The 23,404-nt window shown below is 68.0% G+C and carries 18 protein-coding genes; 9 read left to right on the top strand and 9 right to left on the bottom strand.

Features of this window, described 5'->3' with window-relative positions:
• Nucleotide 1: 1 nt before the first annotated feature.
• The 6 genes from C1H66_RS05070 to gorA all read right to left on the bottom strand — a co-directional run bounded on the left by C1H66_RS05070 (nt 2) and on the right by gorA (nt 6,757).
• Entirely contained in the window at nt 2–1,507 is a 1,506-nt protein-coding gene (locus tag C1H66_RS05070) for a UUP1 family membrane protein (protein WP_102626817.1), read from the bottom strand.
• Between the two features lie 42 nt (nt 1,508–1,549).
• Nucleotides 1,550–2,392: an ATP-dependent zinc protease family protein gene (locus C1H66_RS05075; RefSeq protein WP_102626818.1), complete on the bottom strand. Its 843-nt coding sequence runs from the start codon at nt 2,390–2,392 to the stop codon at nt 1,550–1,552.
• 338 nt (nt 2,393–2,730) lie between these two features.
• Nucleotides 2,731–3,141, bottom strand: coding sequence for an ectoine synthase (locus C1H66_RS05080; RefSeq protein WP_102626819.1), 411 nt, complete (start codon nt 3,139–3,141; stop codon nt 2,731–2,733).
• A gap of 70 nt (nt 3,142–3,211) precedes the next feature.
• Nucleotides 3,212–4,477, bottom strand: coding sequence for a diaminobutyrate--2-oxoglutarate transaminase (gene ectB / locus C1H66_RS05085; protein ID WP_102626820.1), 1,266 nt, complete (start codon nt 4,475–4,477; stop codon nt 3,212–3,214).
• Nucleotides 4,478–4,565: 88 nt separating this feature from the next.
• Nucleotides 4,566–5,144, bottom strand: a complete 579-nt coding sequence (ectA, locus tag C1H66_RS05090; RefSeq protein WP_102626821.1) for a diaminobutyrate acetyltransferase — start codon at nt 5,142–5,144, stop codon at nt 4,566–4,568.
• 254 nt (nt 5,145–5,398) lie between these two features.
• Nucleotides 5,399–6,757, bottom strand: coding sequence for a glutathione-disulfide reductase (gorA, locus tag C1H66_RS05095; protein ID WP_102626822.1), 1,359 nt, complete (start codon nt 6,755–6,757; stop codon nt 5,399–5,401).
• A gap of 167 nt (nt 6,758–6,924) precedes the next feature.
• On the opposite strand from gorA, the gene can reads away from it, so the two are divergent.
• From can to C1H66_RS05140, 9 genes are all read left to right on the top strand, one after another.
• Nucleotides 6,925–7,575, top strand: coding sequence for a carbonate dehydratase (gene can / locus C1H66_RS05100; protein ID WP_102626823.1), 651 nt, complete (start codon nt 6,925–6,927; stop codon nt 7,573–7,575).
• Between the two features lie 148 nt (nt 7,576–7,723).
• Nucleotides 7,724–9,295, top strand: a complete 1,572-nt coding sequence (locus C1H66_RS05105; protein WP_102626824.1) for an ABC transporter substrate-binding protein — start codon at nt 7,724–7,726, stop codon at nt 9,293–9,295.
• A 74-nt stretch (nt 9,296–9,369) separates the two neighbouring features.
• Complete coding sequence (locus tag C1H66_RS05110; RefSeq protein WP_102626825.1) at nt 9,370–10,419, top strand: ABC transporter permease; 1,050 nt, start codon at nt 9,370–9,372, stop codon at nt 10,417–10,419.
• Nucleotides 10,416–11,354 (top strand): ABC transporter permease, encoded by a 939-nt coding sequence (locus C1H66_RS05115; protein WP_102626826.1) that lies wholly within the window; start codon nt 10,416–10,418, stop codon nt 11,352–11,354. Before C1H66_RS05110 ends, C1H66_RS05115 begins: the two co-directional genes overlap by 4 nt.
• A gap of 10 nt (nt 11,355–11,364) precedes the next feature.
• Complete coding sequence (locus tag C1H66_RS05120) at nt 11,365–12,387, top strand: ABC transporter ATP-binding protein (RefSeq protein WP_102626827.1); 1,023 nt, start codon at nt 11,365–11,367, stop codon at nt 12,385–12,387.
• Nucleotides 12,384–13,442 (top strand): ABC transporter ATP-binding protein, encoded by a 1,059-nt coding sequence (locus C1H66_RS05125; protein ID WP_102626828.1) that lies wholly within the window; start codon nt 12,384–12,386, stop codon nt 13,440–13,442. Before C1H66_RS05120 ends, C1H66_RS05125 begins: the two co-directional genes overlap by 4 nt.
• Nucleotides 13,443–13,520: 78 nt before the next feature.
• The gene (locus tag C1H66_RS05130) at nt 13,521–14,447 is read left to right on the top strand and encodes a LysR family transcriptional regulator (protein ID WP_102626829.1); all 927 of its coding nucleotides are present in this window, start codon (nt 13,521–13,523) and stop codon (nt 14,445–14,447) included.
• Nucleotides 14,448–14,490: 43 nt separating this feature from the next.
• Nucleotides 14,491–15,795, top strand: coding sequence for a Xaa-Pro dipeptidase (gene pepQ / locus C1H66_RS05135; RefSeq protein WP_102626830.1), 1,305 nt, complete (start codon nt 14,491–14,493; stop codon nt 15,793–15,795).
• A 7-nt stretch (nt 15,796–15,802) separates the two neighbouring features.
• Nucleotides 15,803–16,843, top strand: a complete 1,041-nt coding sequence (locus tag C1H66_RS05140; protein ID WP_102626831.1) for a hydrolase — start codon at nt 15,803–15,805, stop codon at nt 16,841–16,843.
• On the opposite strand, the gene msrA is transcribed toward C1H66_RS05140, so the two are convergent.
• Genes msrA through tamA form a run of 3 tightly spaced genes read right to left on the bottom strand, consistent with a single transcriptional unit; the run spans nt 16,824 to nt 23,323 of the window.
• On the bottom strand, nt 16,824–17,438 hold the full coding sequence (gene msrA, locus C1H66_RS05145; RefSeq protein WP_102626832.1) for a peptide-methionine (S)-S-oxide reductase MsrA: 615 nt from the start codon (nt 17,436–17,438) through the stop codon (nt 16,824–16,826). The two genes, C1H66_RS05140 and msrA, sit on opposite strands and share 20 nt — an antisense overlap.
• Before the next feature lie 39 nt (nt 17,439–17,477).
• Nucleotides 17,478–21,497 carry an autotransporter assembly complex protein TamB gene (gene tamB / locus C1H66_RS05150; RefSeq protein WP_102626833.1) on the bottom strand — a complete coding sequence of 1,340 codons (4,020 nt, stop codon included), beginning with the start codon at nt 21,495–21,497 and terminating at the stop codon, nt 17,478–17,480.
• The gene (tamA, locus tag C1H66_RS05155; protein WP_240618216.1) at nt 21,497–23,323 is read right to left on the bottom strand and encodes an autotransporter assembly complex protein TamA; all 1,827 of its coding nucleotides are present in this window, start codon (nt 23,321–23,323) and stop codon (nt 21,497–21,499) included. The genes tamB and tamA overlap by 1 nt, the downstream gene beginning before the upstream one ends.
• Nucleotides 23,324–23,404: the final 81 nt, after the last annotated feature.

Genomic DNA, 23,404 nt, shown 5'->3' on the forward strand with positions numbered 1-23,404 from the left:
CTCAATCCTCGGTGACGGGCTTGAAGCGGCGCAGCTCCAGCAGCCGGTAGCCGGTGTAGTTGCCGAGCAGCAGGATCAGTGCCATCAGTATCAGCTGGACCCCCAGGAAATTGAAGGTGATGTGGCGGATCCAGGGGTTGTTCATGGCCAGGTAGGCGAGCACCGCGGTGAGCAGGCTGCCGCCGCCCTGGATCAGCACCTCCTTGGGCCCCTCTTCCTCCCACAGGATCGACATCCGCTCGATGGTCCAGGAGAGGATGATCATCGGGAAGAAGGTGATGGTCAGGCCGGCATTGAGGCCGAAGCGGTAGGAGAGCACCGAGAACAGCGAGATGATGGCGATCACCGTGATGATCACCGCCGTGACCCTCGCCACCAGCAGGAGATTCAGGTGGGACAGGTAACTTCGGATCACCAGGCCCACGGCGACGACCAGCAGGAAGCCGACGAGCCCGGTGATCAGCGTGGTCTGGATGAAGGCCAGCGCAATCAGCACGGGCATGAAGGTACCCGAGGTCTTGATGCCGACCAGCACCCGCAGGATCACCACCACCAGCGCGCCGATGGGGATCAGCAGGATGGTCTGGAACAGTGCCTGCTCCTCGAGCGGGAGGCTGTGGATCGAGAAGTTGAGCAGGGTGTCGTCGGCCAACTGGTTGCGCACCGCGGCGGCGGCGGGCTGGTTGTGGGTGAGCATCGAGAAGCTGACCCGGGAGTTGGTTGCCCCCTGGACCTCCAGCACCGCCTGCCCGGCGGACTCCCAGAGCAGCAGGTTGTCGGGACGGCCCCGCGCTCCGGTCGCCGGGTTGAACAGTGCCCACTCGTCTTCGGCGAATACCTGCACCCACGAGGTCAGGCTCTGGCGCCGCCGGCCATCCTCGAGCACCAGGCCGCTGACCTCCCGGGCCGGCACCCCGGCCTGATTGAGCAGACGCACCAGCAGGGGGCTGCGCTCGAACTGCGTCAACAGCAGGCGGACGTTCTCGCCCTGGCGTTCGTCGCCGAAGTCGCGGATCAGCTCGCGGGCGAAGGAGAAGGCGTCGGCGCTGCGGCCCCAGGCTCGCTCGATTACCTGGGCCGCGGCGGTGTCGTAGGGGCGCTCCCAGACGATGTCGCGGCGCAGGGGCGGGGACTCGACCTCCGGGGCCCGCGATCCCGGGGCCACCAGCAGCTGCACCGTATAGTAGAGCTGCTGGCTGCCGGCCGCGTCGCGGATCGACCACTGGGCGCGCCGGCCACGCTCGTCCTCTAGGAAGGCCAGGCCATAGCCCGGAGAGGCGGTGTTCTCGGTCAGCAGGCGGTAGCCTTGCTGGTTGGTGGGCAGCGCCATATCGACCATGACCGGGCCACCCTGGGCGTTGAAATTGACCAGCGCCTCGACCTCCCAGACCTGGCGCTGTTCACCGGGCGTCCAAGGCACCTCGAGTTGTACGTGGCGATGCACGCTGATGGCGATACCGACCACCAGCAGCAGGCCGACGATCAGATAGAAGGGCAGTCGTGACATGGGTCATCCTTGGAAGGGGCGGGCGGCTGGCCAGCCGGCGTTTCAGGCTTCTTCGTCATCTTGGTCCCCGGCCTCGTCGTGTTCGGCTTCCTCTGCCGGACGGCCGCCGGGGAACTCCGGTCGTTCATGTAGATAGCTCTCGGCCACATCGATCACCGCGATATCCATCAGGAATCGCCGCCCCAGCAGCACCGGGTAGTTGAGATGTGAGCGATCGTTGAGGGTGAACTCCACCGTCTCCCGTATCGGCCCCAGGGTCATCAGCAGGCTGACCACCGGCCGCGACGTCTGGCCGGCCGCCTGGAGGACACGCACGCGACGCTCTACCGGTGCCTCGATCCAGTCGTCACGGACGCCTTCGACCGCCACGTCATTCTCGCCCAGGCCGAGCTTGAAGCGGACCCAGTCCTCGCCGTCACGCTCGAAGCGGGTGATGTCGGTGGCCGATAGCGAGGAGGTGTTGGCGCCGGAGTCGACCCGTGCCTTGAGGTAGGTACCGACATCGGGCAGGCCGATCCATTCACTGCGACCGACCACGGCCTTGTTGGCCAACCCGAGTTCATCGGCCACGCACTCGCGTGACACGACGACCGGCTCGCCATCGACACGCTCCAGCCGCTCGATATCGGCCCGCAGGTGGCGCAGCAGGCTGCCGAACTCCCGCAGGTCGGTATCCCTCAGCTCCTGGCGCTGGACCTGGGTGGCCAGCAGCTCGTGCTGCGCATCACAGCGCGAGACCATCTCGGTCTCCAGGCGGTCGATACGCGTCGCGAATTCATCGGGTGTCAGTACCGGTTCCGGCTCGGGTCGGTCGCTCGGAGTCGCGCAGCCGAACAACAGCAGGGCGAGGGACAGGGCACCGGTGTGCAGCAGGGGTTGTCGCATGGGGTGAGGAAGATCCTGTAAGTGGTGGCGTGATGATAAGGAGTCGCTGGCTGCCTTGTCCAACGCCACATACCGGGCCGTCGAGGTTGGGTTGACCCCGCAAGGGGACATCGCCCCATGGATAATTTAACATAATATACATTATGCGAACTGATGGCGGTCGAATGAGCCGCACGGCAAGTGTCGCTCGCCGGTCCGGTATCCGACACCGTGTCCAACCAATGGTGCAGCCCGATGCCCCTGTATCGGCCCCGGGGAATCCTGCCGGCCCCAGATGGCATCGCCCCCGGCTCATGCGAACCGGGGGCGATGGCCGAAGCGCTTCACGCCACTGGAGCTCAGAGCGGCTTGGCGTCGTCGGCCTCGGCCGGTGCGTAGGAGCCGTCTTCGCGATGTACCTCGTGCCCCGTCAGGCCTGGCGTGAAGACGCAGGCCAGGTGCATGGTCTTGCTGGCACGCAGCAGGTGCTCGTCGTGCTGATCGAGGATATAGATGTCACCCGGCTTGATCGGCCAGATCTTGCCGTCGGCCAGGGTCTCCACTTCGCCTTCGCCCTCGATGCAGTAGACCGCCTCGAAGTGGTGCTTGTAGTGGATATGGGTCTCGGTGCCTTCGTAGATACGGGTGATATGGAAGGAACAGTTGCCGCCATCGTCGGCCAGCGACAGGCGGGTACTGTCCCAGTTGCCGTTCTCGGCCTTGACCAGGCGGTCGGTCTGGCGCGCTTCCTCGAGATTGCGAACGATCATGGTTGAACTCCGATGTGCAAGGTGTCGATGACCGGGCCGCCGCTCGATCGGCGAACGGCCCTTCAGATTATCAGCGTAGCGCCTGTTTGACGCTGGCCTCGAGGATATCCAGGCCTTCCAGCAGATCCTCGTCGGTGATGGTCAGCGGGCACAGGCACTTGACCACTTCGCCGTCCTGGCCACTGGTCTCGATCACCAGGCCGTTCTCGAAGGCCTTGGCGGTGATCTTGTCGGCGATCTCGCCGTTGCCGACGTCGATGCCGCGCATCAACCCGCGGCCACGCTCGGAGGCCTCGATGCCTTGCTCGCCGATCCAGGCGGCGATCTTCTGGAAGCGGTCGGCGACCACCCTGCCCTTGCGCTGGACGTCACGCTCGAAGCTGTCGTCGCTCCAGTAATGGCGCAGGGTCGCGGCGGCGGTGGTGAAGGCCAGGTTGAAACCGCGGAAGGTGCCGTTGTACTGCCCTGGCTTCCACTTGTCGAGCTCGGGGCGGATCAGCACGTGGGCGAACGGCAGGCCGTAACCGGAGAGCGACTTGGAGTTGGTGACGATGTCGGGGGTCACACCGGCATGCTCGAAGCTGAAGAACTTGCCGGTACGTCCACAGCCGGCCTGGATGTCGTCGACGATCAGCAGGATGTCGTGGGCGCGGCAGATGCCTTCCAGGCGCTGGAGCCACTCGAGGCCGGACACGTTGATGCCGCCCTCCCCCTGCACCGTCTCGACCAGCACGGCGGCCGGCACGTCGAGGCCGCCGGACTTGTCGCCGAGCAGCTTCTCGAAGTAGTCGAGGGTATCGGTGTGCTCGCCGAGGTAGCCGTCATAGGGCAGGAAGGCCGCCCCCTGGGTGGGTATGCCCCCGGTGGCCTCGCGGAACTTGCGGTTGCCGGTGGTGGCCAGGGCCCCCATGGTCACGCCGTGGAAGCCATTGGTGAAGGTGACGATGTTGTGACGGCCCTTGGCCACGCGGGCCAGGCGGATGGCCGCCTCGACGGCGTTGGTCCCGGTCGGCCCCGGGAAGTGCACCTTGTACTCCAGGCCCCGCGGCTTGAGGATCAGTTCCTCGAGGGTCTCGAGGTAGTCGCGCTTGGCGGCGGTCCAGAAGTCGAGGCCATGAACGATGCCGTCGCTGGCCAGGTAGTCGAGCAGCGCCTGTTTGATCTTGGGGTTGTTGTGGCCGTAGTTCAGGGTGCCGGCACCGGCGAGAAAGTCGATGTACTCGCGACCGTCCTCATCGGTCAGGCGCGCATTCAGGGCCTTGGTGAAGACCACCGGAAAGGAGCGGGAATAGGTCCGGACTTCGGATTCCATGCGTTCGAGGATCTGGGTCTGCATCGGGCGACCTCCTTGGGAGAAGACGAATCGGATAGGCATGGCGAGGCCGGCCAGCGGCCACACGCCAGGCAGGATAGTGCGGGGTGATTCAGAGACGATCGGTCTGGAAGGGACCGATACGCACCAGGTTCTCGGGGTCGTGCTCACCACCGAGCTGATCGGTGGAGAAGTACTCGCGACTGTTGAGCGGCGCCTGCCAACGATCGGCCAGGCGACGAAACAACCCCCAGGAGGCCTGGTTGTCGGGGGTGATGGTGGTCTCGAGATGGTGGACCTCGGCCAGCTCGGGGCGGGACATGACGGCCTCGACCAGACGGCGCGCCAGACCGGTGCCGCGGGCCTTCTCGCCCACCGCCACCTGCCACAGGAAATAGGTGTCCGGGGCATTGCTCTTCACGTAGCCGGAGACGAAGCCGACAATCTCGCCCTCCTCGTTGGTGGCCACCGCGCAGGTGTCACGGAACTGGGTGGCCAGTAGCAGGTAAGCGTAGGCGGAATTGACATCCAGCGGGGGACACGACTTGACCAGCTCGTAGATTCCCCAGCCGTCATCGGGGTTGGGCTTGCGGATGAACAGGGGCATCGCGTCGAAGCCGACCACGGCATCGGCGACGCTCGGGCGCGCCAACTGGGCTGAGGGTGTAAAGGGCTCGGTGGTTGCATTCATGACGGTGTTTCGCTGTAGCGAATTTCCCAACATTATAACAGCGGCTTATCACATTTCAAAGCAAGCATTATCCTGCTGCCTGCTATCCATAATAGAAAATTATACTAGGCTCGACCATGCACCGAGTCGGCGCCTCTCTCCAAGAGTCTAGTCCGTTTCATGTGTCAGGCCGGTGACGATTTTCCCCTTTCCGTAACGTCGACGGGCCGCCCACGAGGCGGCCCGTGGGCGGCGTGTGATGGTCGATCCGCGACTCAGCGGCGGGTCGGGGTCCGCAGGGTGACGAACTCCTCGGCGCCGGTGGGGTGAATCCCCACGGTGGCGTCGAAGTCTGCCTTGGCGAGCCCCGCACGCACGGCGATGGCGATCCCCTGGATCACTTCCCCCGCCTCCTCGCCCACCATGTGGGCACCGACGACCACGTCGCTCTCGTCATCGACGATCAGCTTCATCAGGCAACGCTCGCTGCTGCCGGACAGGGTGTGCTTCAGGGGACGGAAGTCGGTGGTATAGACACGGATATCGCCGTACTGCTCCCGGGCCTGCTCCTCGGAGAGTCCCACGGTGCCGATATTGGGATGACAGAACACCGCGGTGGCGATGTTGCGGTAGTCGAGCGGAGTCTTCGGCGGCGCCTCGCCGAAGTGGTGCTGCACCAGGTGCATCGCCTCGGCCAGCGCCACCGGGGTCAGCTCCGGACCGCCGGTGACGTCGCCCAGCGCCAGGATCGAGGGTACCGAGGTCTCGAAGCGGTCGTTGACCCGCAGGTGGCCAGTGTCGGTCAGTTCGAGACCGTCCAGGCCGAGCCCCTCGAGGTGCGGCCTGCGGCCGGTGGCGGCCAGCACCGCATCGACCTCGAGCCGCTCACCGTTGGTCAGGGTCACCAGCAGCCCTCCATCGAGCCGCTCGATCGCCTCGATGTTGGCCTCGAAGTGCAGGTTGACGCCCTTCTTGGCCATCTCGTCCCGGGCGAACTCGCGCACCTCATGGTCGAAGCCGCGCAGGAACAGCTCGCCGCGATAGACCAGGTGGGTCTCGCTGCCCAGGCCGTTGAAGATGCTCGCGAACTCCACGGCGATGTAGCCACCGCCGAGCACCAGGAAGCGGCGCGGGAAGGCGTCGAGGTCGAAGATCTGGTTGGAGTCCAGCGTCAGCTCGCTGCCCGGGAACTCGGGCACCCAGGGCCAGCCGCCCACGGCGACCAGGATCCGGGCGGCACTGATGGTCTCGCCGGCGACCTCCACCCGATGCGCGTCGAGCACCCGGGCGCGGCCGTTGATCAGGCGTACCCCGGCGGCGTCGAGCAGGCGGCCATAGATGCCGTTGAGTCGCTTGATCTCGCCGATCTTGTTGTCGCGCAGGGTCGCCCAGTCGAACTCGGGCGCCGCCGGCAGCCGCCAGCCGAAGCCGCCGGCATCCTCGAAGGCGTCATGGAAATGGGCCGCTTGGGAGTAGAGTTTCTTGGGCACGCACCCCACGTTGACGCAGGTACCGCCCAGGTAGCGATCCTCGGCCACGGCGACTCGGGCTCCGGTCGCGGCCGCGGTGCGGGCGGCACGCACGCCGCCGGAGCCCGCACCGATGACGAAAAGATCGTAGTCGAACTCGGACACGTGATTCTCCTGATCGGGAAGGGCCGCCTGGCGGCCCTGGAAACGGAATGCGGCGATGATACCAGCCCCGCCGCCCCCTCGGGAGAGTCGGCGGTTGACCGCTCGCGGGTGTGGCGGTAAAAGGGGCTGCCGCCTCCACCCAACACCGCCACTCGAGGAATGCCGCCATGAACAACGACATCCAGGACCTGCTCGAGAACAACCGCGCCTGGGCCGAGCGCATGTGCCAGGAGGATCCCGGCTTCTTCTCGCGACTCTCGCAGCAGCAGAACCCCGACTACCTGTGGATCGGCTGCTCCGACAGCCGGGTACCGGCCAACCAGATCATCTCGCTGCCCCCGGGCGAGGTGTTCGTCCATCGCAACGTGGCCAATCTGCTCCATCACAATGACCTCAATGCCCTGTCGGTACTGCAGTACGCGGTGGAGGTACTCAAGGTGCGCCACATCATGGTGGTCGGCCACTACGGCTGCGGCGGGGTACGCGCCGCGGTCGAAGGTGGCGACAACGGCATGGTGGACATCTGGCTGCACTCGGTACGCGAGCTCTATGCCCGCCACCGCGATGAGCTGGCCCCCCTCGACCGGGATGCCCAGATCGACCGCATGTGCGAGCTCAATGTCCAGGCTCAGGTCACCAACCTGTGTCGCACCAAGATCGTCCAGCACGCCTGGCAGCGCGGCCAGGAGCTGGCGGTGCACGGCTGGGTCTATGGCCTGGCCGACGGACGCGTCAAGGACCTCGGCTGCACGGTCTCCGGCCTCGACCAGGCCACCACCCTCTATCGCATCGACCGGCTGACCCCCACCGGCGACTGAGGGCGAAGCAGGCGCCACTTGCCGCGCTGCCGTGCCGATGCAGGCCGCGCATGAGGCCAGTCATTATTTCGATTGTCTCCGCCAGAACCGGCTCACTAAGGTAGTTCCCGTCGATAGAAGGCATAACAACCTTTCACAAGGGAACAACATGAGCTTCAAGAAGACCGTACTGGCCTGCATGATCGGCGCCGCCGCGGCGAGCGCCCTCCTCCCCGCCAGCGTCTCCGCCGAGACCCTGCGCATCGGCTACAGCGCCGATCCGGAGACACTGGATCTCCACGAACAGCTCTCCGGCGGCATGCTGCGTCTTTCGCATCTCGCCTTCGATCCGCTGGTACGCTGGACCAAGGACTTCGATTTCGAGCCGCGCCTGGCCAGCGACTGGGAACAGGTGGACGAGACCACGCTGCGCATGACGCTGCGTGAGGGCGTGACCTTCCATACCGGCAATGCCTTCACCGCCGAGGACGTGGTGTGGACCATCGAGCGACTCCAGCAAAGCCCTGACTACCGGGCCATCTTCGAACCGATCGCCGAGGCGCATGCCGTGGATGCCCACACCCTCGAGATCACCACCCATGAGCCCTACCCGCTGCTGCTCAACCTGGCCACCTATATCTTTCCGCTGGATCGCGAGTTCTACACCGGCACCACCGACACCGGTCAGGACAAGGCGCAGATCGTCAAGGCCGGCAACTCCTTCGCCTCCCGCCACCTTTCCGGTACCGGGCCCTTCGTCGTCACCGAGCGACGCCAGGGGGTGAGGGTCGAGTTCGAACGCTTCGCCGACTACTGGGACGAGGGCAGCGAGGGAAATGTCTCGCGCATCGTGCTGACCCCCATTGCCGAGAATGCCGCGCGGGTCGCCGCCCTGCTCTCCGGCGGTGTCGACTTCATCGATGCCGTGCCACCCAACGACCTGGATCGGGTCCGCCAGGCACAGGGGGTCGACCTCGTGGAGATCTCCGGCACCCGCATCATCGGTTTCCAGCTCAACGAGGAGCGTGTCGAGGCCTTCCGCGATCCGCGGGTCCGCCAGGCTGTGGCCTATGCCATCAACCAGGAAGGCATCGCCGACCGCCTGATGCGCGGTTTCGCCACCCCGGCCGCCCAGTTCTCCCCGAGCGGCTACTCGGGTCACAACCCCGAGCTGCCCCCGCGCTACGATCTGGAGCGGGCCGGGCAGTTGATGGAAGAGGCCGGTTACGCCGACGGCTTCGGCATCGACATGATCGCCCCCAACAACCGCTACGTGAACGACGCCCAGATCGCCCAGGCGATCGCCAACATGCTGGCGCGCATCAACATCGACGTGAACCTGCGCACCATGCCACTGGCCCAGTACTGGCCGGAGTACGACACCCGCAGCTCTGACGCGGCGATGATCGGCTGGCATGCCGACACTGAGGACAGCGCCAACTTCTTCCAGTACCTGACCGCCTGTATCGATGCCGAGACCGGTGCCGGCCAGTACAACTACGGCGGCTACTGCAATACGGAACTCGACGCCCTGGTCGCCCGGGCCGACGGCGAGACCGACATGGAGGCGCGCAACGCCATGCTGCGCGACGCCGAGGCGATGCTCCATGAGGACGCCGGCTTCGTCATGCTGCACTGGCAGAATCTCGCCTATGGTGCCCGCGAGGGGGTGGCCATCGAGCCGGTGGTCAATGCCACCGACTTCCCGTACCTCGGTGACCTGGTCATCGGCCGCGACTAGCCCCGGCCCCGCATCGCCCGCCCCGGATCGGGGCGGGCGGTTTTCGTCCGCCCCCTCCCTGACAGGCAAATGCCATGATCGCCTTCCTGACCAAGCGGCTGATGCACGCCCTGCTGGTGATGTTCGTCATCAGCGTCATCGCCTTCGCCATCCAGGATCATCTGGGTGATCCCATCCAGCAGATGGTCGGCCAGTCGGTACCGGAGAGCGAACGCGCCGCCCTGCGCCACCAGTTGGGGCTCGACGCCCCCTTCCATGTCCAGTACCTGCGTTTCGCGGGCAATGCCCTGCAGGGCGACTTCGGCTACTCCTACTTCTATCGCGAGCCGGCCCTGGAGGTGATCGCCCGCCACCTGCCGGCGACCCTGGAGCTGGTGTTCGGTGCCACCCTGCTGATCGTGCTGCTGTCGGTGCCCATCGGCGTCTACAGCGCCATCCGGCCGCGCTCGCTGCTCTCGCGTTTCTTCATGGGGGTATCGATCGTCGGCATCTCGATCCCGGTGTTCCTCACCGCCATCATCCTGATCCAGATCTTCTCCATCGGCGTCACCGTGACCCTCTTCCCCGAGTCCTCCGCCTGGGGAGGCTGGCTCAACGCCGCGCTGTCGACCCGCGGCAGCATGCCCTCCTTCGGCCGGGGACAGGACCTGGTGCACGTGGTCGGCCACTGGGACACCAACCTGGCCAGCCTCGGCGGCCTCAAGCACCTGGTGCTGCCCTCCATCGCCCTGGCCTCGATCATGCTGCCGCTGTTCATCCGCCTGATCCGCGCCGAGATGATGGAGGTGCTGCAGTCGGAGTACGTCAAGTTTGCCCGGGCCAAGGGGATCGCCCCGCGCCGCATCCACTTCCTGCATGCGCTGAAGAACACCATGTTGCCGGTGATCACCGTCGGCGGGGTGCAGATCGGCACCATGGTCGCCTACACCATCCTCACCGAGACGGTCTTCCAATGGCCCGGCCTGGGGCTGATGTTCCTCGATGCCATTCATCGTGCCGACATTCCGCTGATCGTCGCCTACCTGATGATCGTCGGCGTCATCTTCGTGATCACCAACACCCTGGTCGACCTGATCTATGGCCTGGTGAACCCCACCGTCAAACTGACAGGCAAGCCCGCATGACGACCTCGACTCCCGCCGCGAGCCGCTGGCAGCGGCTGCGCGACTCCTACCTGCTCTACAGCTTCAAGCGCGACTGGGGGGCCCAGTTGTGCCTGGCGATCCTGCTGGCCCTGGTGACCATGGCGCTGCTGGCTCCCTGGCTGGCCCCCACCGATCCCTACGACCTGGCCCAGATCGATATCCTCAACTCGGAGTTGCCCCCGTTCTGGATCGATGGTGCCGATACCCGCTATGCCCTGGGCACCGATGCCCAGGGACGCGACCTCTGGTCGATCATACTCTACGGCACCCGGGTGTCGCTGCTGATCGGCTTCGGCGCCGTGCTGCTCCAGGCCCTGCTGGGGGTGGTGTTCGGCCTGCTCGCCGGCTACCTGGGCGGCCGCATCGACGCCTTCCTGATGCGCCTGGCCGACATCCAGCTGTCGTTCTCCACCCTGATGGTGGCCATCGTGGTGGGGGCCGTGGTCAAGGCCACCCTGGGCGGCGGCTTCTACAGCAACCATGCGGTCCTGATGCTGATCCTGATCATCGGCCTGGCCGAGTGGCCCCAGTACGCGCGCACGGTACGCGCCTCGGTGCTGGGCGAGAAGCGCAAGGAGTACGTGGACGCCGCCAAGGTGATGGGGCTCGGGAGCCGGCGGATCATGTTCCGCCATGTATTGCCCAATACCCTGACGCCGATCTTCGTCATCTCCACGGTGCAGGTCGCCAACGCGATCATCTCCGAGGCCGCCCTCTCCTTCCTCGGCCTGGGGATGCCCGAGACCCACCCCTCGCTGGGCTCGCTGATCAAGGCCGGCTTCGACTACCTGCAGTCCGGCTCCTGGTGGATCACCCTGGTCCCCGGGGCGGTACTGGTGGTGCTGGTGCTGTCGATCAACCTGCTCGGCGACTGGCTGCGTGACGTCATGAACCCCCGTCTCTACAAGGGCTAAGGAGCATCCCATGGCACTTCTCGAAGTTCGCGACCTGGACGTGCGCTTCGCCCTGCGCCAGGGCGAGGTACGCGCCCTGCGCGACGTCAATTTCACCCTGGACCGGGGCGAGCGCCTGGGAATCGTCGGCGAATCCGGCGCCGGCAAGTCGGTGGTCGCGTTCAGCCTGCTCAACCTGATCGCCAGGCCCGGCCATATCGCCGGCGGCAGCATCCGCTTCGACGGCCAGGAACTCACCGGCCTCGGCGAGCGCGGGCTGCGCCGGATCCGCGGCAACCGCATCTCGATGATCTTCCAGGACCCGCTGATGACCCTCAACCCGGTACTCTCGATCGGCGAGCAGATGGTCGAGTGTCTCAAGGCCCACCGCCGGATCTCCCGCCGCGAGGCACGGACCGTCGCCCTGCACAAGCTCCAGCAGGTACAGATCCCATCGCCGGCGACGCGCCTCGACCAGTACCCCCACGAGCTTTCGGGGGGCATGCGCCAGCGGGTGATCATCGCCATCGCCCTGCTGCTCGATCCGGACATCATCATCGCCGACGAGCCGACCACCGCCCTCGATGTCACCATCCAGGCCGAGATCATGGCGCTGCTGCGGGAGCTGTGCGAGAAGCACAACGTCGGCCTGATCCTGATCACCCACGACCTGGGGGTGGTCAGCCAGGTCACCCAACGCATGCTGGTGATGTATGCGGGCCGGGTCATCGAGCAGGGGCCGACCCGGGAGATCATCAACGACCCCCAGCACCCCTACACCCAGGGGTTGATGAACGCCCTGCCCCAGATGGCCACCCCGGGTAGCCACCTCAACCAGATCCGCGGCAGCATGCCATCGCTGTCCCAACTGCCCCCGGGCTGCGCCTTCCATCCGCGCTGTGACTTCATGCACCGTGCCGATGGCAGCGCCCGTCACGCCTGTGCCGAGCGGGTGCCCGACTTCGTCGCCTCCGGCAACTGCCGGGTGGCCTGCCATATGGTCGCGGAGATGCTGGCCCTGGACGCCAGGCCCGCCGAGGAGGAAGCCCGATGACCACCCTGACCGAGGCCCAGGCCCAGCACGTGGCCTCCCCCGGGTCTCCCCCCCCTCTGCTGGAGGTCCGCGGTCTCCGGAAACGCTTCTCGCTCTCCGGCGACTTCCTCGACCAGCTGCGCTTCAAGGGTGGACGCCTGGTGCGTCACCGGGAGTTCGTGCATGCCATCAATGGCGTGGACCTCGCCATCCAGCGCGGCGAGGCACTCTGCGTGGTGGGCGAATCGGGCTGCGGCAAGTCCACGGTGGCGCGCACCGTGATGGGACTGATCTCGCCCTCCGCCGGCGAGATCCGCTACGCCGGCGAGCGCATCGACCGGCTCTCGCCCAAGGCCCTGCTGCCCTACCGCAAGCGCATGCAGATGATCTTCCAGAACCCCTACGCCTCGCTGAATCCACGCATGACCATCCAGCAGACCCTGGAGGAGCCGATTCGCCTGCATCATCCGGACTGGGACCGCCGGCGGGTCCGGGACAAGGTGACCGAGGTGATGGCCGCGGTGGGCATCGAGCCGGACTGGGGGGGGCGTTTCGGCCACGAATTCTCCGGCGGCCAGCGGCAACGCATTGCCATTGCGCGAGCCTTGGCGGTCGATCCGGAGTTCATCGTCGCCGACGAGCCGATCTCGGCGCTGGACGTCTCGATCCAGGCCCAGGTCCTCAACCTGCTGATGGATGCCCAGCGCGAGCGCGATCTCACCTACCTGTTCATCACCCATGACCTGGCGGTGGTCGAGCACTTCGGCACCCGAGTGGCGGTGATGTACCTGGGCACGGTCTGCGAAGTGGCCACCACGGCGACGCTGTTCGCTACCCCTCGGCACCCCTATACCCAGGCGCTGCTGTCGGCGATCCCCCGGCTGGAGGACGACCGGCCCCAGCCGATCAGGCTGACCGGCGAGGTGCCGACTCCGGTGAACCTGCCCTCGGGCTGTGTCTTCCATGGTCGCTGCCCCCATGCCGAGCCGCGCTGCCGCCGGGAGGTGCCGGTACTGCGACCCCAGGCCGACGGCAGCCGGGTGGCCTGCCATGCCGTGGAGGAAGGGCGGCTATAGTCTCCCCGACAGCTTGATGGCATTATCTACTGATTTTTACAACAACAACGAAAATATATTCGGAAGAAATGGTAAATCATGGAAGTTCGTTGGTTGGAAGACTTCATCGCCCTGGCTCGCACCCGACACTTCTCGCGGGCGGCGGAGGAGCGCCATGTTACCCAGCCGACCTTCTCCCGGCGCATCAAGCTGCTGGAGGAGGAGATGGGCACCAGCCTGGTCAATCGCCAGACCCTGCCGCTCTCCCTGACTCCCGCCGGTGAGGAGTTCCTGGGGCTGTGCGAGCAGGTGAGTCAACGGCTACGCGATACCCGGGAGCGGCTGGCGCGCCTCGCCGAGGCCCAGGCCAACCGGCTGCGCCTGGCTGCCCCCCAGAGCCTGCTGGGCCACTTCCTGTCGGAGTGGCTCGACGGTTATCACGGTGAGCCTCCCCTGGAGCCCTACCTGCGCGCCACCGGCTGGCTGGTGGATGACTACTTCCAGGCGCTGGCCCGTGGGGAATGCGACCTGGCGCTCTGCTACTGGCCGCGCCACGATGAGCTTCCGGCGGTGGACCGCCAAGGCTGCCAGTATCGGCTGGTCGGTCACGAGCGCCTGGTGCCGCTATCGGTGCCGGATGGCGAGGGCCGCCCTCGCTTTCGCCTGGGCACCGGCCCCCGGGAGGCGCTGCCGTTGATCGCCTTCCACCCGCGCGGGCTGATGCGGGCCGCCATCGATGCTCACCTGACGCGACTCGGCGAGGCGCCCGGTTTCCGGGTGCTCAACGAGAGCATCCAGAGCGGCAATATCAAGGAACTGATCGGCCTGGGCTACGGCCTGGGCTGGCTGCCGGAACGCCTGGTGCGCCCGGCCCTCGAGCACGGCGAGCTGGTGCTCGCCGGCGATGCCCGCTGGCAGGTGCCGCTGGAGATCCGCCTCTACCGGCACCCTGCCCCCCGCCACTCGGGCCTGGAGGCCCTGTGGCAGAGCCTGCCCACCCGGGTCGATACTGATGATGTTCCCTAACCCCTCGATGACCCATGACCCATGACCGATGACGGAGTCCGTGATGATCGCCCCCGACCTCGCCGCCGCCCAAGGGCGCCACCTGGACGCCCTGGCCCGGGCCTACGCCGACATCCTGGGCACCGAAGGCTACGATGGAGTGCTGCTCTACAGCGGTCATGCCCACCGCCACTTCGCCGATGACCAGACCGCCAGCTTCGCCGCCTACGGCCATTTCCTGCACTGGGTGCCGATGGCCGGCCTGGCGCACAGCTGGCTCCTGGTTCGCCCGGATCACCGGCCGACGCTCTACTTTCACGCCCCGGAAGACTTCTGGCACCTGATGCCTCGGCTGCCCGAGGAGGCCTGGGTCGAGGCCTTCGAGGTCGAGTTGCGCGCCGAGACGCCCCCGCCGTCGCTGCCCGCCGGGCGTTTCGCGGTACTCGGCGAGGTCAGTGCCGCGCTGGCCTCGGCGCTGGGCGCCGAGGCCAACCCCGAGGCATTGACGGCGCGCCTGGACGAGCTGCGCGTGCGCAAGAACGACTACGAGGTAGCCTGCCTGCGCGAGGCCAACCGGCGGGCCCTGGCCGGCCACCGGGCGGCCAGGGAGGCCTTCCTGGCCGGTGGCGCCGAGCTCGACTGTCAGCTCGCCTACCTGGGGGCCACCCGCAGCCGCGAAAGCGACCTGCCCTATCAGAACATCGTCGGCATCAATGCCCACGGCGGCGTACTGCACTATCAGCACTACGACATCGACACGCCGGCCAGGCGCAACGGCCTGCTGCTCGACGGGGGGCATCGCTACCGGGGGTACTGCGCCGACATCACCCGTACCTGGCCCGGCCCCGATGCAGACCCGATCTTCGCCCCACTGGTCGAGGGCGTTACCGCGCTGCAGCGGCGGCTGGTCACGGCACTGCGCCCCGGGCTGAGCTACGTCGCACTCCATGAGCAGATGCATGCGGGGCTCGGCACGCTACTGGTCGAGCACGGCCTGGTACGATGCTCCGCGGACGCGGCGGTAGCCACCGGCATCACCCGCGCCTTCTGCCCACACGGCCTGGGGCACCTGCTCGGCCTCCAGGTCCATGACCCGGGCGGACGGGTCGCCGCCGACGGCACGCCGCTCTCTCCACCGGCCTGCCATCCGGCCCTGCGCCTGACACGGGAACTGGAAGCGGGGATGGTGGTCACCATGGAGCCGGGGCTGTATATCATACCCATGCTGCTCGAGCGGTTCCGGGACAGCCGCGACATCGACTGGCAGCGGGTCGAGAGGCTGGCCGACCACGGCGGCGTCCGCATCGAGGACAACGTGCTGGTCACCGCCCAGGGGCCCGACAACCTGACGCTTCACGACGCCGAGTGACACCGCCATGTCCGGCCGATTGCATCTCGCCACCTTCCGACCACCGCCGGGGCTCGCCAACCGCCACGTCCAGACCCTGCTGCCGCGGCTGCTGCCGCGTCCCGGCGTGAAGCGCGACGTCGAGCTCCTCGAGCTGCCGGATGGCGACTTCGTCGAGCTGGCCTGGGCGCACCCGGCCCCGGCCCGGGAAGACGCCCCCCTGTTCCTGCTCTTCCACGGGCTGGAGGGTTCCTTCGCCTCGCCATACGCGCGACTGCTGCTGGCCACGGCCGCGAGGCTGGGCTGGCGCCCCGTGCTGATGCATTTCCGTGGTTGCGGCGACAAGCCCAACCGGCTGCCACGGGCCTACCATAGCGGCGATACCGCCGATGCCTACTGGCTGATCGGTCATCTCGCCCACCGTTACCCGCGCGCCCTCAAGGTCGCGGCCGGGGTCTCGCTGGGGGCCAACATGCTGGTCAAGCTGGTCGCCGAACAGGGGGGCGATGGCCTCGACCTGGCCGGCGCCATCGCCATCGGCGCCCCGCTGGACCTGGCGGCCTGCGCCGATTCCCTGCACCAGGGGTTCTCCCGCCTCTACGAGCGCCATCTGCTGGCCTCGCTGAAGGCCAAGGTCGCACGGCGGCTGCGGGCCGGTGAGCTGCCGTTGCCGCTGGATCGACGCCGGCTCGCCGGACTCGACAGCCTGCGCGCCTACGACGACGCCGTCACCGCGCCGCTGCACGGTTTCGACGGCGCCGCCGACTACTACCGACGCGCCTCGGCCGGCCCGCTGCTCGGCGAGCTCGAACTCCCCACCCTGCTGCTTCACGCCGATGACGATCCCTTCATGCCGGCGGGGTTGTTCGAGCGCCTGCCACACCCCTCGGCATCGGTACGCGTGGAGATCGCCCGGCATGGCGGCCATGTGGGCTTCATCGAGTGGCGCGACGGGGGCCTGCGGTCCTGGCTGTCACGCCGGGTGGGCCGGCAACTCGAGGACTGGGCCAGCCCCGCGGGCCAGGAGGCATGGCCGGACCGACTCCGGGTCACCCGATCGGACAGCTGATGCCGGTACCGCGCAGGCCGCAGTAGCCCCCGGGGTTCTTGTCCAGGTACTGCTGGTGGTACTCCTCGGCGTAGTAGAACGCCTCGAGCGGAGCGATCTCGGTGGTGATCCTGCCGCCGCCGGCTCGCTGCAGTGCTCGCTGATAGGCATCGCGGGTGCGCTTGGCCACCGCCAGCTGGTGGTCATCGGTTGCGTAGATCGCCGAACGGTACTGGGAGCCGATGTCGTTGCCCTGGCGGTCGCCCTGCGTCGGGTCATGGGCCTCCCAGAACACCTGCAGCAGCCGCTCGAGATCCAGCTCGGCGGGATCGAAGATCACCCGCACCACCTCGGCATGGCCGGTCTGGCCGGTGCAGGTCTCGTCATAGGTCGGGTGCGGCGTGACGCCGCCGGCGTAGCCCACCGCCGTGACGTGGACGCCGGGCAGCCGCCAGAAGAGCCGTTCGGCCCCCCAGAAGCAGCCCAGGCCCAGTACGATCTCGCGCAGGTGCTCCGCGAACGGCGGGACCAGGGAGCGCCCATTGACGCCATGAATGCCGCTGATCTTCATCGGCGTATCGCGCCCCGGCAGGGCGCGGGCAGGGTCGATTCTCATCGCGAGCGGCTCCTCTTGTGCCTGTGTGGTCGGGTCGAGTCAGTCGTTCGGCGTGGGCGGTCTCCCCGGCCGGCTGAAGGTGTAGACGAGATCCACCGCCTGTGCGACACCGGACACCGCCTCGAGGTAGAGGTTCCGCCACAGGGTGTAGCGCAGCGTCAGCTCGGCGATCGGCGAGAAGACCCCCACCCCGTAGCTGACCCGCAGGTCCTCGGTGAGCTGGCCGCTCACCCGCACCTGGCTCTCGTCGCCGACGCCGGCGGTCTCCAGTGTCAGGTCATCGATGCCGAAGGCCTCGCCGATGGCACCCACCGCGCCACCGGTGCGACCCAGGGTCAGGCCCAGCAGCGCCGACGCCAGTGCCCCCTCGGCATCGCCGTCCTCGGGCGGGCGCCCGCGCAGCAGGTAGGAGAGTGCCCGCGCCTCATCCATCGCCGGCTCGGAGAACACCCGCATCTGCGGCTCGGCGGCGGTGCCGGTGACTCTCAGGCCGGCGATCACCTCGTCCTGGGTCACCGCGGGGTTGCGGATCGCCTCGAAGTTGAGCAGCGGCTGGTCGGGTGGCCCGCTGAACAGCAGCTCGCCCCGGCGAATCAGCAGATCCTGGCCATAGGCGCGGAAGCGCCCGTCGACCAGGTTGACGTCACCGAACAGCTGCACCGGTCCGTTCCGCTGGCGCACCTCCAGGATGCCGGCCAGGCCCGACTCCAGGCCATAGGCCTCGAGGTGCATGTCCGGTCCGAGCCGCAGGTCGATCTGCACGTCCACGGCCATGCCGGCCTCGGCCAGTGCCCGGGCCGCCGAGGCGTCGGCGCCCTCCTCGCCCTCCTCGCCCTCCTCGGCGGCCCGTTCGGCCCGGCGTTCGGCACGTATCTCGTCGCGGCGGGTGATGATCACCTCGTCCGGGCTCGGCGTCACCGCCGACTCCGGCATCTCGCCGATCTCAAGCCGCGCCCAGGGCACCTGGACCTCACCGCGGACCCGCAGGCGATCCGGCTGAACCCGTACCCGCAGGTCCGGGGCGACCCGCAAGCGGCCAAATTCGGGCAATACCGCCAGCAGTGGCCGCTCGCGGGCCTCCAGGTCCACGGCGATGCGCCAGTCGTCGGGGCTCGGCCAACTGGCATCGCCGTCGATCTCGAGTCGTCCCTCCTCGACGGCGACGAACCCGTTGATCCGGCCCTGGTCACCGGCCAGGCGCACCTCGAGCTCGCCGTCACGCACCTCCAGCGGCACCTCGCCCCCGACCACCTGCAGGCCGCTGAGCCCGATGGTGCCATCGAGCACCGGCGCCTCGCGGCTGCCACCGATTCGCACCTCCCCTTGCAGCGTCCCTTCCAGGGTCTCCATGCCGGCCACCAGGGTGCGATAGCGCGAGAGCTGGAAGTCGTCGAGTGAGAACCGGCCGTCCAGGTTGCCGCTACCGATAGGATCCTCGATGCGCAGCACCAGGCCCAGGTCGCCGGCCTCGGCAAGGCTAAGCGCAAGGTCGAGATCGGCACTCGCCTGGTTGGCCTCGAGGCTTGCCGTGAGTCGCGAGGGGGGCAGTTCCCAGGGCTGGCCGTAGGCATCCAGGCCACGCACGGTGAGTTCGCTGGCCAGCTCCAGATCGGCCTGCCAGCGGGTGCCGCCCTGGCGCCACTCGGCGAGCAGCGTGGCATCGGTGGCGCCGGCCAGCTCCCAGTCCTCGGGCACCAGCGCCTCGATCAGCGACATCGGCAGCTCGCGGATCGCCAGCGCCACCTGGCCGCGTTCCATCGAGGCCTGCATGGGTTCCTCGAGGCACAGGTCGCCACCCTGCTCGCGCCCCAGGCAGAAGGGTTGCACCCGTATGCTGCCGTCCGGCAGGTCGGCCTCGAAGGCCAGTGCCTCGGCCAGGCGGATATCGCCGTGGTCGGTATCGACCTCCAGCGGGAGCAGGCGCCCGGCATAGCGCCGACGATCGGCCCCCATGCCCCCTTCGAGGGCCAGGGCGACGCGGGAGAGTGGCATGCCCCGGCCAGCGGTGGCATCCAGGGTCAAGCGATGGGCGGAGAGCCGGCCGTCGAGGCGCAGGCCGACCTCGCTGAAGCGCTGACCGGCGACATCGAGGTGCTCGATATCCAGGCCCAGGTCCAGCGCGGGATCCTCCATGCCGCTGACCCGGCCGACGAGGCGCAGCCGCTCGAGGCGGTGCTCGGCGAAGCGCAGCGCCTGGCCGGTGAGGTCCAGGTCGAGCCGAGGGGACTCGAGGGTGCCGGAGCCGGTGAACTCGCCGGCCAGGCTGCCCGAGAGTGCGTCATGCAGGTTGGCCAGGGCCGGCAGGTTCAACTCACCGGCGAGGTCGATGGCGCGTTCGCTCACGCCGCCGGCGGCGGTCAGCCGGTTGTCGCCCTGACGGAAGTCCAGGGCGTCGATCCGCCAGCGCATCTCGCTGTCGCCGGCGAGGCTCGCCCGCAGCGACATCGGCAACTCCTGCAGCTCGCCATCGATGGCGAGCCGGGGGACCCGCAGCTGCCAGCCCGCCGGGGACTGGACGAAGGCCAGTTCGGCATCGCCATCCAGCCGTCCCGTGATGCCGTCGACGAAATCGCCGGGGTCGAGGTTGTCCAGGCGGACCACCGCCTCGACGCCGAGTTCGTCGACCCAGTCGACCCGGCCGCGTGTCACCACCGAGGCGCGACCGAGACTCGCCGAGAGGGGCGTCCAGGCGAAGTGCTCGCGATCCCCGGTGCCGGTGAGGGCCACCCGGGTATAGGGGATCTCGGGCCCCTCCGCCATCAGCGAGGCGGCGACCCGATAGGCCAGCAGGCTGCCCTCCAGGCGCAGGGAGAGGTCCTCCACCAGGTATGGCTCCGCCGGCGCGGCGGTGGCCTCCTCCGCGGCTTCGTCCCGCGTGGACAGCGCCCCGGGGAAAGGCCACTGGATCAGGTCGCTCTCCAGCGAGGCCCTGAACGGCAGGGTCGGGTCAAGGGCGTCCAGGCGGGCATCGAGGGAGGCGGTGACCGGCCCGGAGAGCCCCAGGCGGACGACGAGATCGCCGAGATCGCCGTCGAGTGCCAGCTCGACGCGCTCCCCGGCCAGTTCGGGCATCGCCTCGGGCAGCCAGAGCGCGGCCTCGAGCCTGGCCTCGAGGGGGTAGTCGTCACGCAGCGCGATGCTGGCCGTCAAGCTGGCGTCGGCGTCCACCGTCGTCACCTCGAGCGGGGCGATCTCGATCCGGTGACCCTCGCCGGTCAGGGCCAGGTCCAGGCGCCGCACACGGTAATCCATGGGGCCGGCGACGGCGACGTCCTCCACCCGCACCTCCGGGGCCTCGATCCGCAGCGGCAGACGCACCTCGGGCAACTCGCGTCGCGGCTGCTCCTCCAGCGGCAGGCCGGCCAGCCCCTCGAGTTCGGCCGCGGCCGCCGCCGGCAGCGGCGAGCGTACCGCGATGGCGCCATCGATCGCCTCGGCACCGAGCCGCGGCCCCTCGTGCTCGGCCTCGCTGAGGGCGAGGCGGGCTCCCGCCGACAGTGGCAGCAGCACCCGCATGCCGGCCAGTCGCGTCGGCAGCAGCATCAGGGTGCTCGCCTCGGCCACCGCGCCGGTACGGAAGCGCTCCCAGCTCACCCGGGTGCCATCGGCAAACTGCACCTCCACGTCGAGCAGGGCGAGGGAACGGATCTCCACCGGGAAGGGTAGCGAGATCGACTCCAGCGGTGCCGCCGGTTCACGGTCGTCTGCCTCGTCGGCCTCCGTCTCGGCCAGGCGGATCCGGGCGCCCTCGACGACGAGGGCATCGAGGCATAGCCGTCCGCCCAGCAGGCAGTCGTCGGCCCAGGCGAGTTCGATACGCTCGGCGGCGATCCTGGCCGGGCCCGCCTCGAGGCGCAGCCCATGCAGGACCAGGGTGTCGAGCGGGGCGCCCTCGGCGGCCTCGAGCTCATAGAAGCCGCGCTTGGCGCCTTCCTCGAGCAACAGCCCGGTGCCCCAGGGCGACAGCACCAGGCCCAGGAGCAGCACGGCGAGCCCGAGCAGCCAGAGGGGAAGCAGGATCAACAGGCGAAGGAACGCCCAGCACAGCCGCCGGGCCATCAGAACTCCGGGCCGATGGCGAAGTGAATGCGCCACGAATCGTCCTCGTCATCGAAGGGGTGAGCGATATCGAACCGGATCGGACCGACCGGCGAGATCCAGCGCACGCCGAGACCGGCGCCGGTATTGAGGGCATCGGGCCCCCACTCCTCGAAGGCATCGCCGGTGTCGACGAAGGCGGCACCCCACCAGGCTCCGGTGATCCGGCGTTGCAGTTCGGCGCTGGCGGTGAGCAACTGCTGGCCACCGGTCAGGCGCCCCTCCTCGTTGCGCGGCGCCAGGCTCTCGTAGGCGTAACCGCGGACGCTGCGGTCACCGCCGGCGAAGAAGCGCAGCGAGGGGGGGATCTTGTCGAAGTCGTCGGTCTCGATGGCGCCGAAACCGAGCCGGGTGACGAAGCGCGTATCCTCGCCGAACATCCGGATCCACTGGGTTTCGCCGGTCATGCGCAGGAAGTCGGCGTCGGACCCCCACATGCCATCGGACACCTCGAAGGCGATGCGCTGACGGTCCCCCCAGCTCGGGAAAGTGGGATTGCGGGTCCGGGTGCGCGACCAGCTGATGCCGGGATAGAGGAGCCACACCTGCTCCTCCTCGCCCCCCTGGGTGAAGTCCTCGTAGGTGGTGCGTACATAGAGCGTCTGGACCCAGAGGTTCTCGAACTCCCAGCGCCGGGCGGCTTCCACGGTCGCCTCCAGGGAGCGGGTATCCTCGTTGTCGCGGTGACGAAAGCCGTACTGGAAGCGATAGCTGTCGCGCAGCGGGTCGGCCAGCGGCATGTTGTAGGTGCCGGTGAAGCGTTGCTCGGGCGCGGAGAGGAACAGGTTGTGGTCGAGCCCGTGTCCGTAGCGGTTGATCCAGGGCTGGTTCCAGGCGAAGCGGGTGCGAGGCCCCACGTCGGTGGCGTAGCCCACACCGACCTCGAACTTGTGACGATCGGCCGGGGTCACGCTGATGTCGATGGGCACCTCGGGTCGGTCGGGGCGATGCAGCGCCGTGGCCCCCTCCAGCGCCAGGCCGCTCAGCCGCGGGCCGTCGGCGTCCGGTGCGGCCGGCGGCTGGCTGGCCAGTTCGCCACCGGCGACCTCCACCTCGTTCCAGAACCCGACCCGGGGCTCCGGGAGGGCCAGGCTCGCCGCCTCGCCAAGCCGCGGGCGCACGGCAATGGAGCCGAACCAGCCGGTCTGCCCCAGACGCTGGTTGTAGCGGGCCAGTTCGCCGGCGAGATAGGGATCGCCGGGCGAGAACGGCAGCATGCGCCGCAACCGCTCTTCCTCGATATGACTGCCGTCGATGGTGACCTCGCCGAAGTGGTGGCGAGGTCCGCTGTCCAGGGCCAGGTAGAGCCGGGCACTCTCGGCATGGGGGCGTACCTCCATGCGGCGGTCGACGAAGCGCCAGTCGAAGTAGCCGCGCTCCAGCGAGAGGTTGGCCAGTCGGCTACGCAGCCGATCGTAGGGCGCATGTACCAGAGGGTCGCCCTCGGCCAGCGGAAAGGCCTCGACGGCCTCGCGGAACCTCGGGTCCTCGGCGGCATCGCCCTCGATGCGAATGTCGAGGGTCTCGATCCTCACCCGCGGCCCCGGTTCGATCATCAGCTCCACGTACCCGGGCGGATCGCCCTCGGGCAACTGATGAACGACCTGGGGCGAGTAGTAGCCGTAGACCCGCAACGCCTCGCGGGTGCGTCGCTGCACCTCGCCCTCGATCCGCGAGCGGCTGTACCGCGCGGCTTCGAGGCCATCCAGGTAGTAACGGACATTCTCGGCAACATCGCCGTCCACGCCCTCGATGCGCGCATCGAGCCCCATTGCCGAGTGAGTCATGCCAAGACACAAGGCCGCTGCACCCAGGCGTGTGACCACGCGATTATCCATATCAACGGCTTCCCAAGCTTGGCGTTGACA

It is taken from the genome of Halomonas heilongjiangensis (assembly GCF_002879645.1).
GTDB classification, from domain to species: Bacteria; Pseudomonadota; Gammaproteobacteria; order Pseudomonadales; family Halomonadaceae; genus Halomonas; species Halomonas heilongjiangensis.

Excerpts from the sequence above, each read along its gene's own strand:
- C1H66_RS05070 (WP_102626817.1), bottom strand. The coding sequence starts at position 1,507 with ATGTCACGACTGCCCTTCTATCTGATCGTCGGCCTGCTGCTGGTGGTC.
- C1H66_RS05075 (WP_102626818.1), bottom strand. The coding sequence starts at position 2,392 with ATGCGACAACCCCTGCTGCACACCGGTGCCCTGTCCCTCGCCCTGCTG.
- C1H66_RS05080 (WP_102626819.1), bottom strand. The coding sequence starts at position 3,141 with ATGATCGTTCGCAATCTCGAGGAAGCGCGCCAGACCGACCGCCTGGTC.
- ectB (WP_102626820.1), bottom strand. The coding sequence starts at position 4,477 with ATGCAGACCCAGATCCTCGAACGCATGGAATCCGAAGTCCGGACCTAT.
- ectA (WP_102626821.1), bottom strand. The coding sequence starts at position 5,144 with ATGAATGCAACCACCGAGCCCTTTACACCCTCAGCCCAGTTGGCGCGC.
- can (WP_102626823.1), top strand. The coding sequence starts at position 6,925 with ATGAACAACGACATCCAGGACCTGCTCGAGAACAACCGCGCCTGGGCC.
- C1H66_RS05105 (WP_102626824.1), top strand. The coding sequence starts at position 7,724 with ATGAGCTTCAAGAAGACCGTACTGGCCTGCATGATCGGCGCCGCCGCG.
- C1H66_RS05110 (WP_102626825.1), top strand. The coding sequence starts at position 9,370 with ATGATCGCCTTCCTGACCAAGCGGCTGATGCACGCCCTGCTGGTGATG.
- C1H66_RS05115 (WP_102626826.1), top strand. The coding sequence starts at position 10,416 with ATGACGACCTCGACTCCCGCCGCGAGCCGCTGGCAGCGGCTGCGCGAC.
- C1H66_RS05120 (WP_102626827.1), top strand. The coding sequence starts at position 11,365 with ATGGCACTTCTCGAAGTTCGCGACCTGGACGTGCGCTTCGCCCTGCGC.
- C1H66_RS05125 (WP_102626828.1), top strand. The coding sequence starts at position 12,384 with ATGACCACCCTGACCGAGGCCCAGGCCCAGCACGTGGCCTCCCCCGGG.
- C1H66_RS05130 (WP_102626829.1), top strand. The coding sequence starts at position 13,521 with ATGGAAGTTCGTTGGTTGGAAGACTTCATCGCCCTGGCTCGCACCCGA.
- pepQ (WP_102626830.1), top strand. The coding sequence starts at position 14,491 with ATGATCGCCCCCGACCTCGCCGCCGCCCAAGGGCGCCACCTGGACGCC.
- C1H66_RS05140 (WP_102626831.1), top strand. The coding sequence starts at position 15,803 with ATGTCCGGCCGATTGCATCTCGCCACCTTCCGACCACCGCCGGGGCTC.
- msrA (WP_102626832.1), bottom strand. The coding sequence starts at position 17,438 with ATGAGAATCGACCCTGCCCGCGCCCTGCCGGGGCGCGATACGCCGATG.
- tamB (WP_102626833.1), bottom strand. The coding sequence starts at position 21,497 with ATGGCCCGGCGGCTGTGCTGGGCGTTCCTTCGCCTGTTGATCCTGCTT.
- tamA (WP_240618216.1), bottom strand. The coding sequence starts at position 23,323 with ATGACTCACTCGGCAATGGGGCTCGATGCGCGCATCGAGGGCGTGGAC.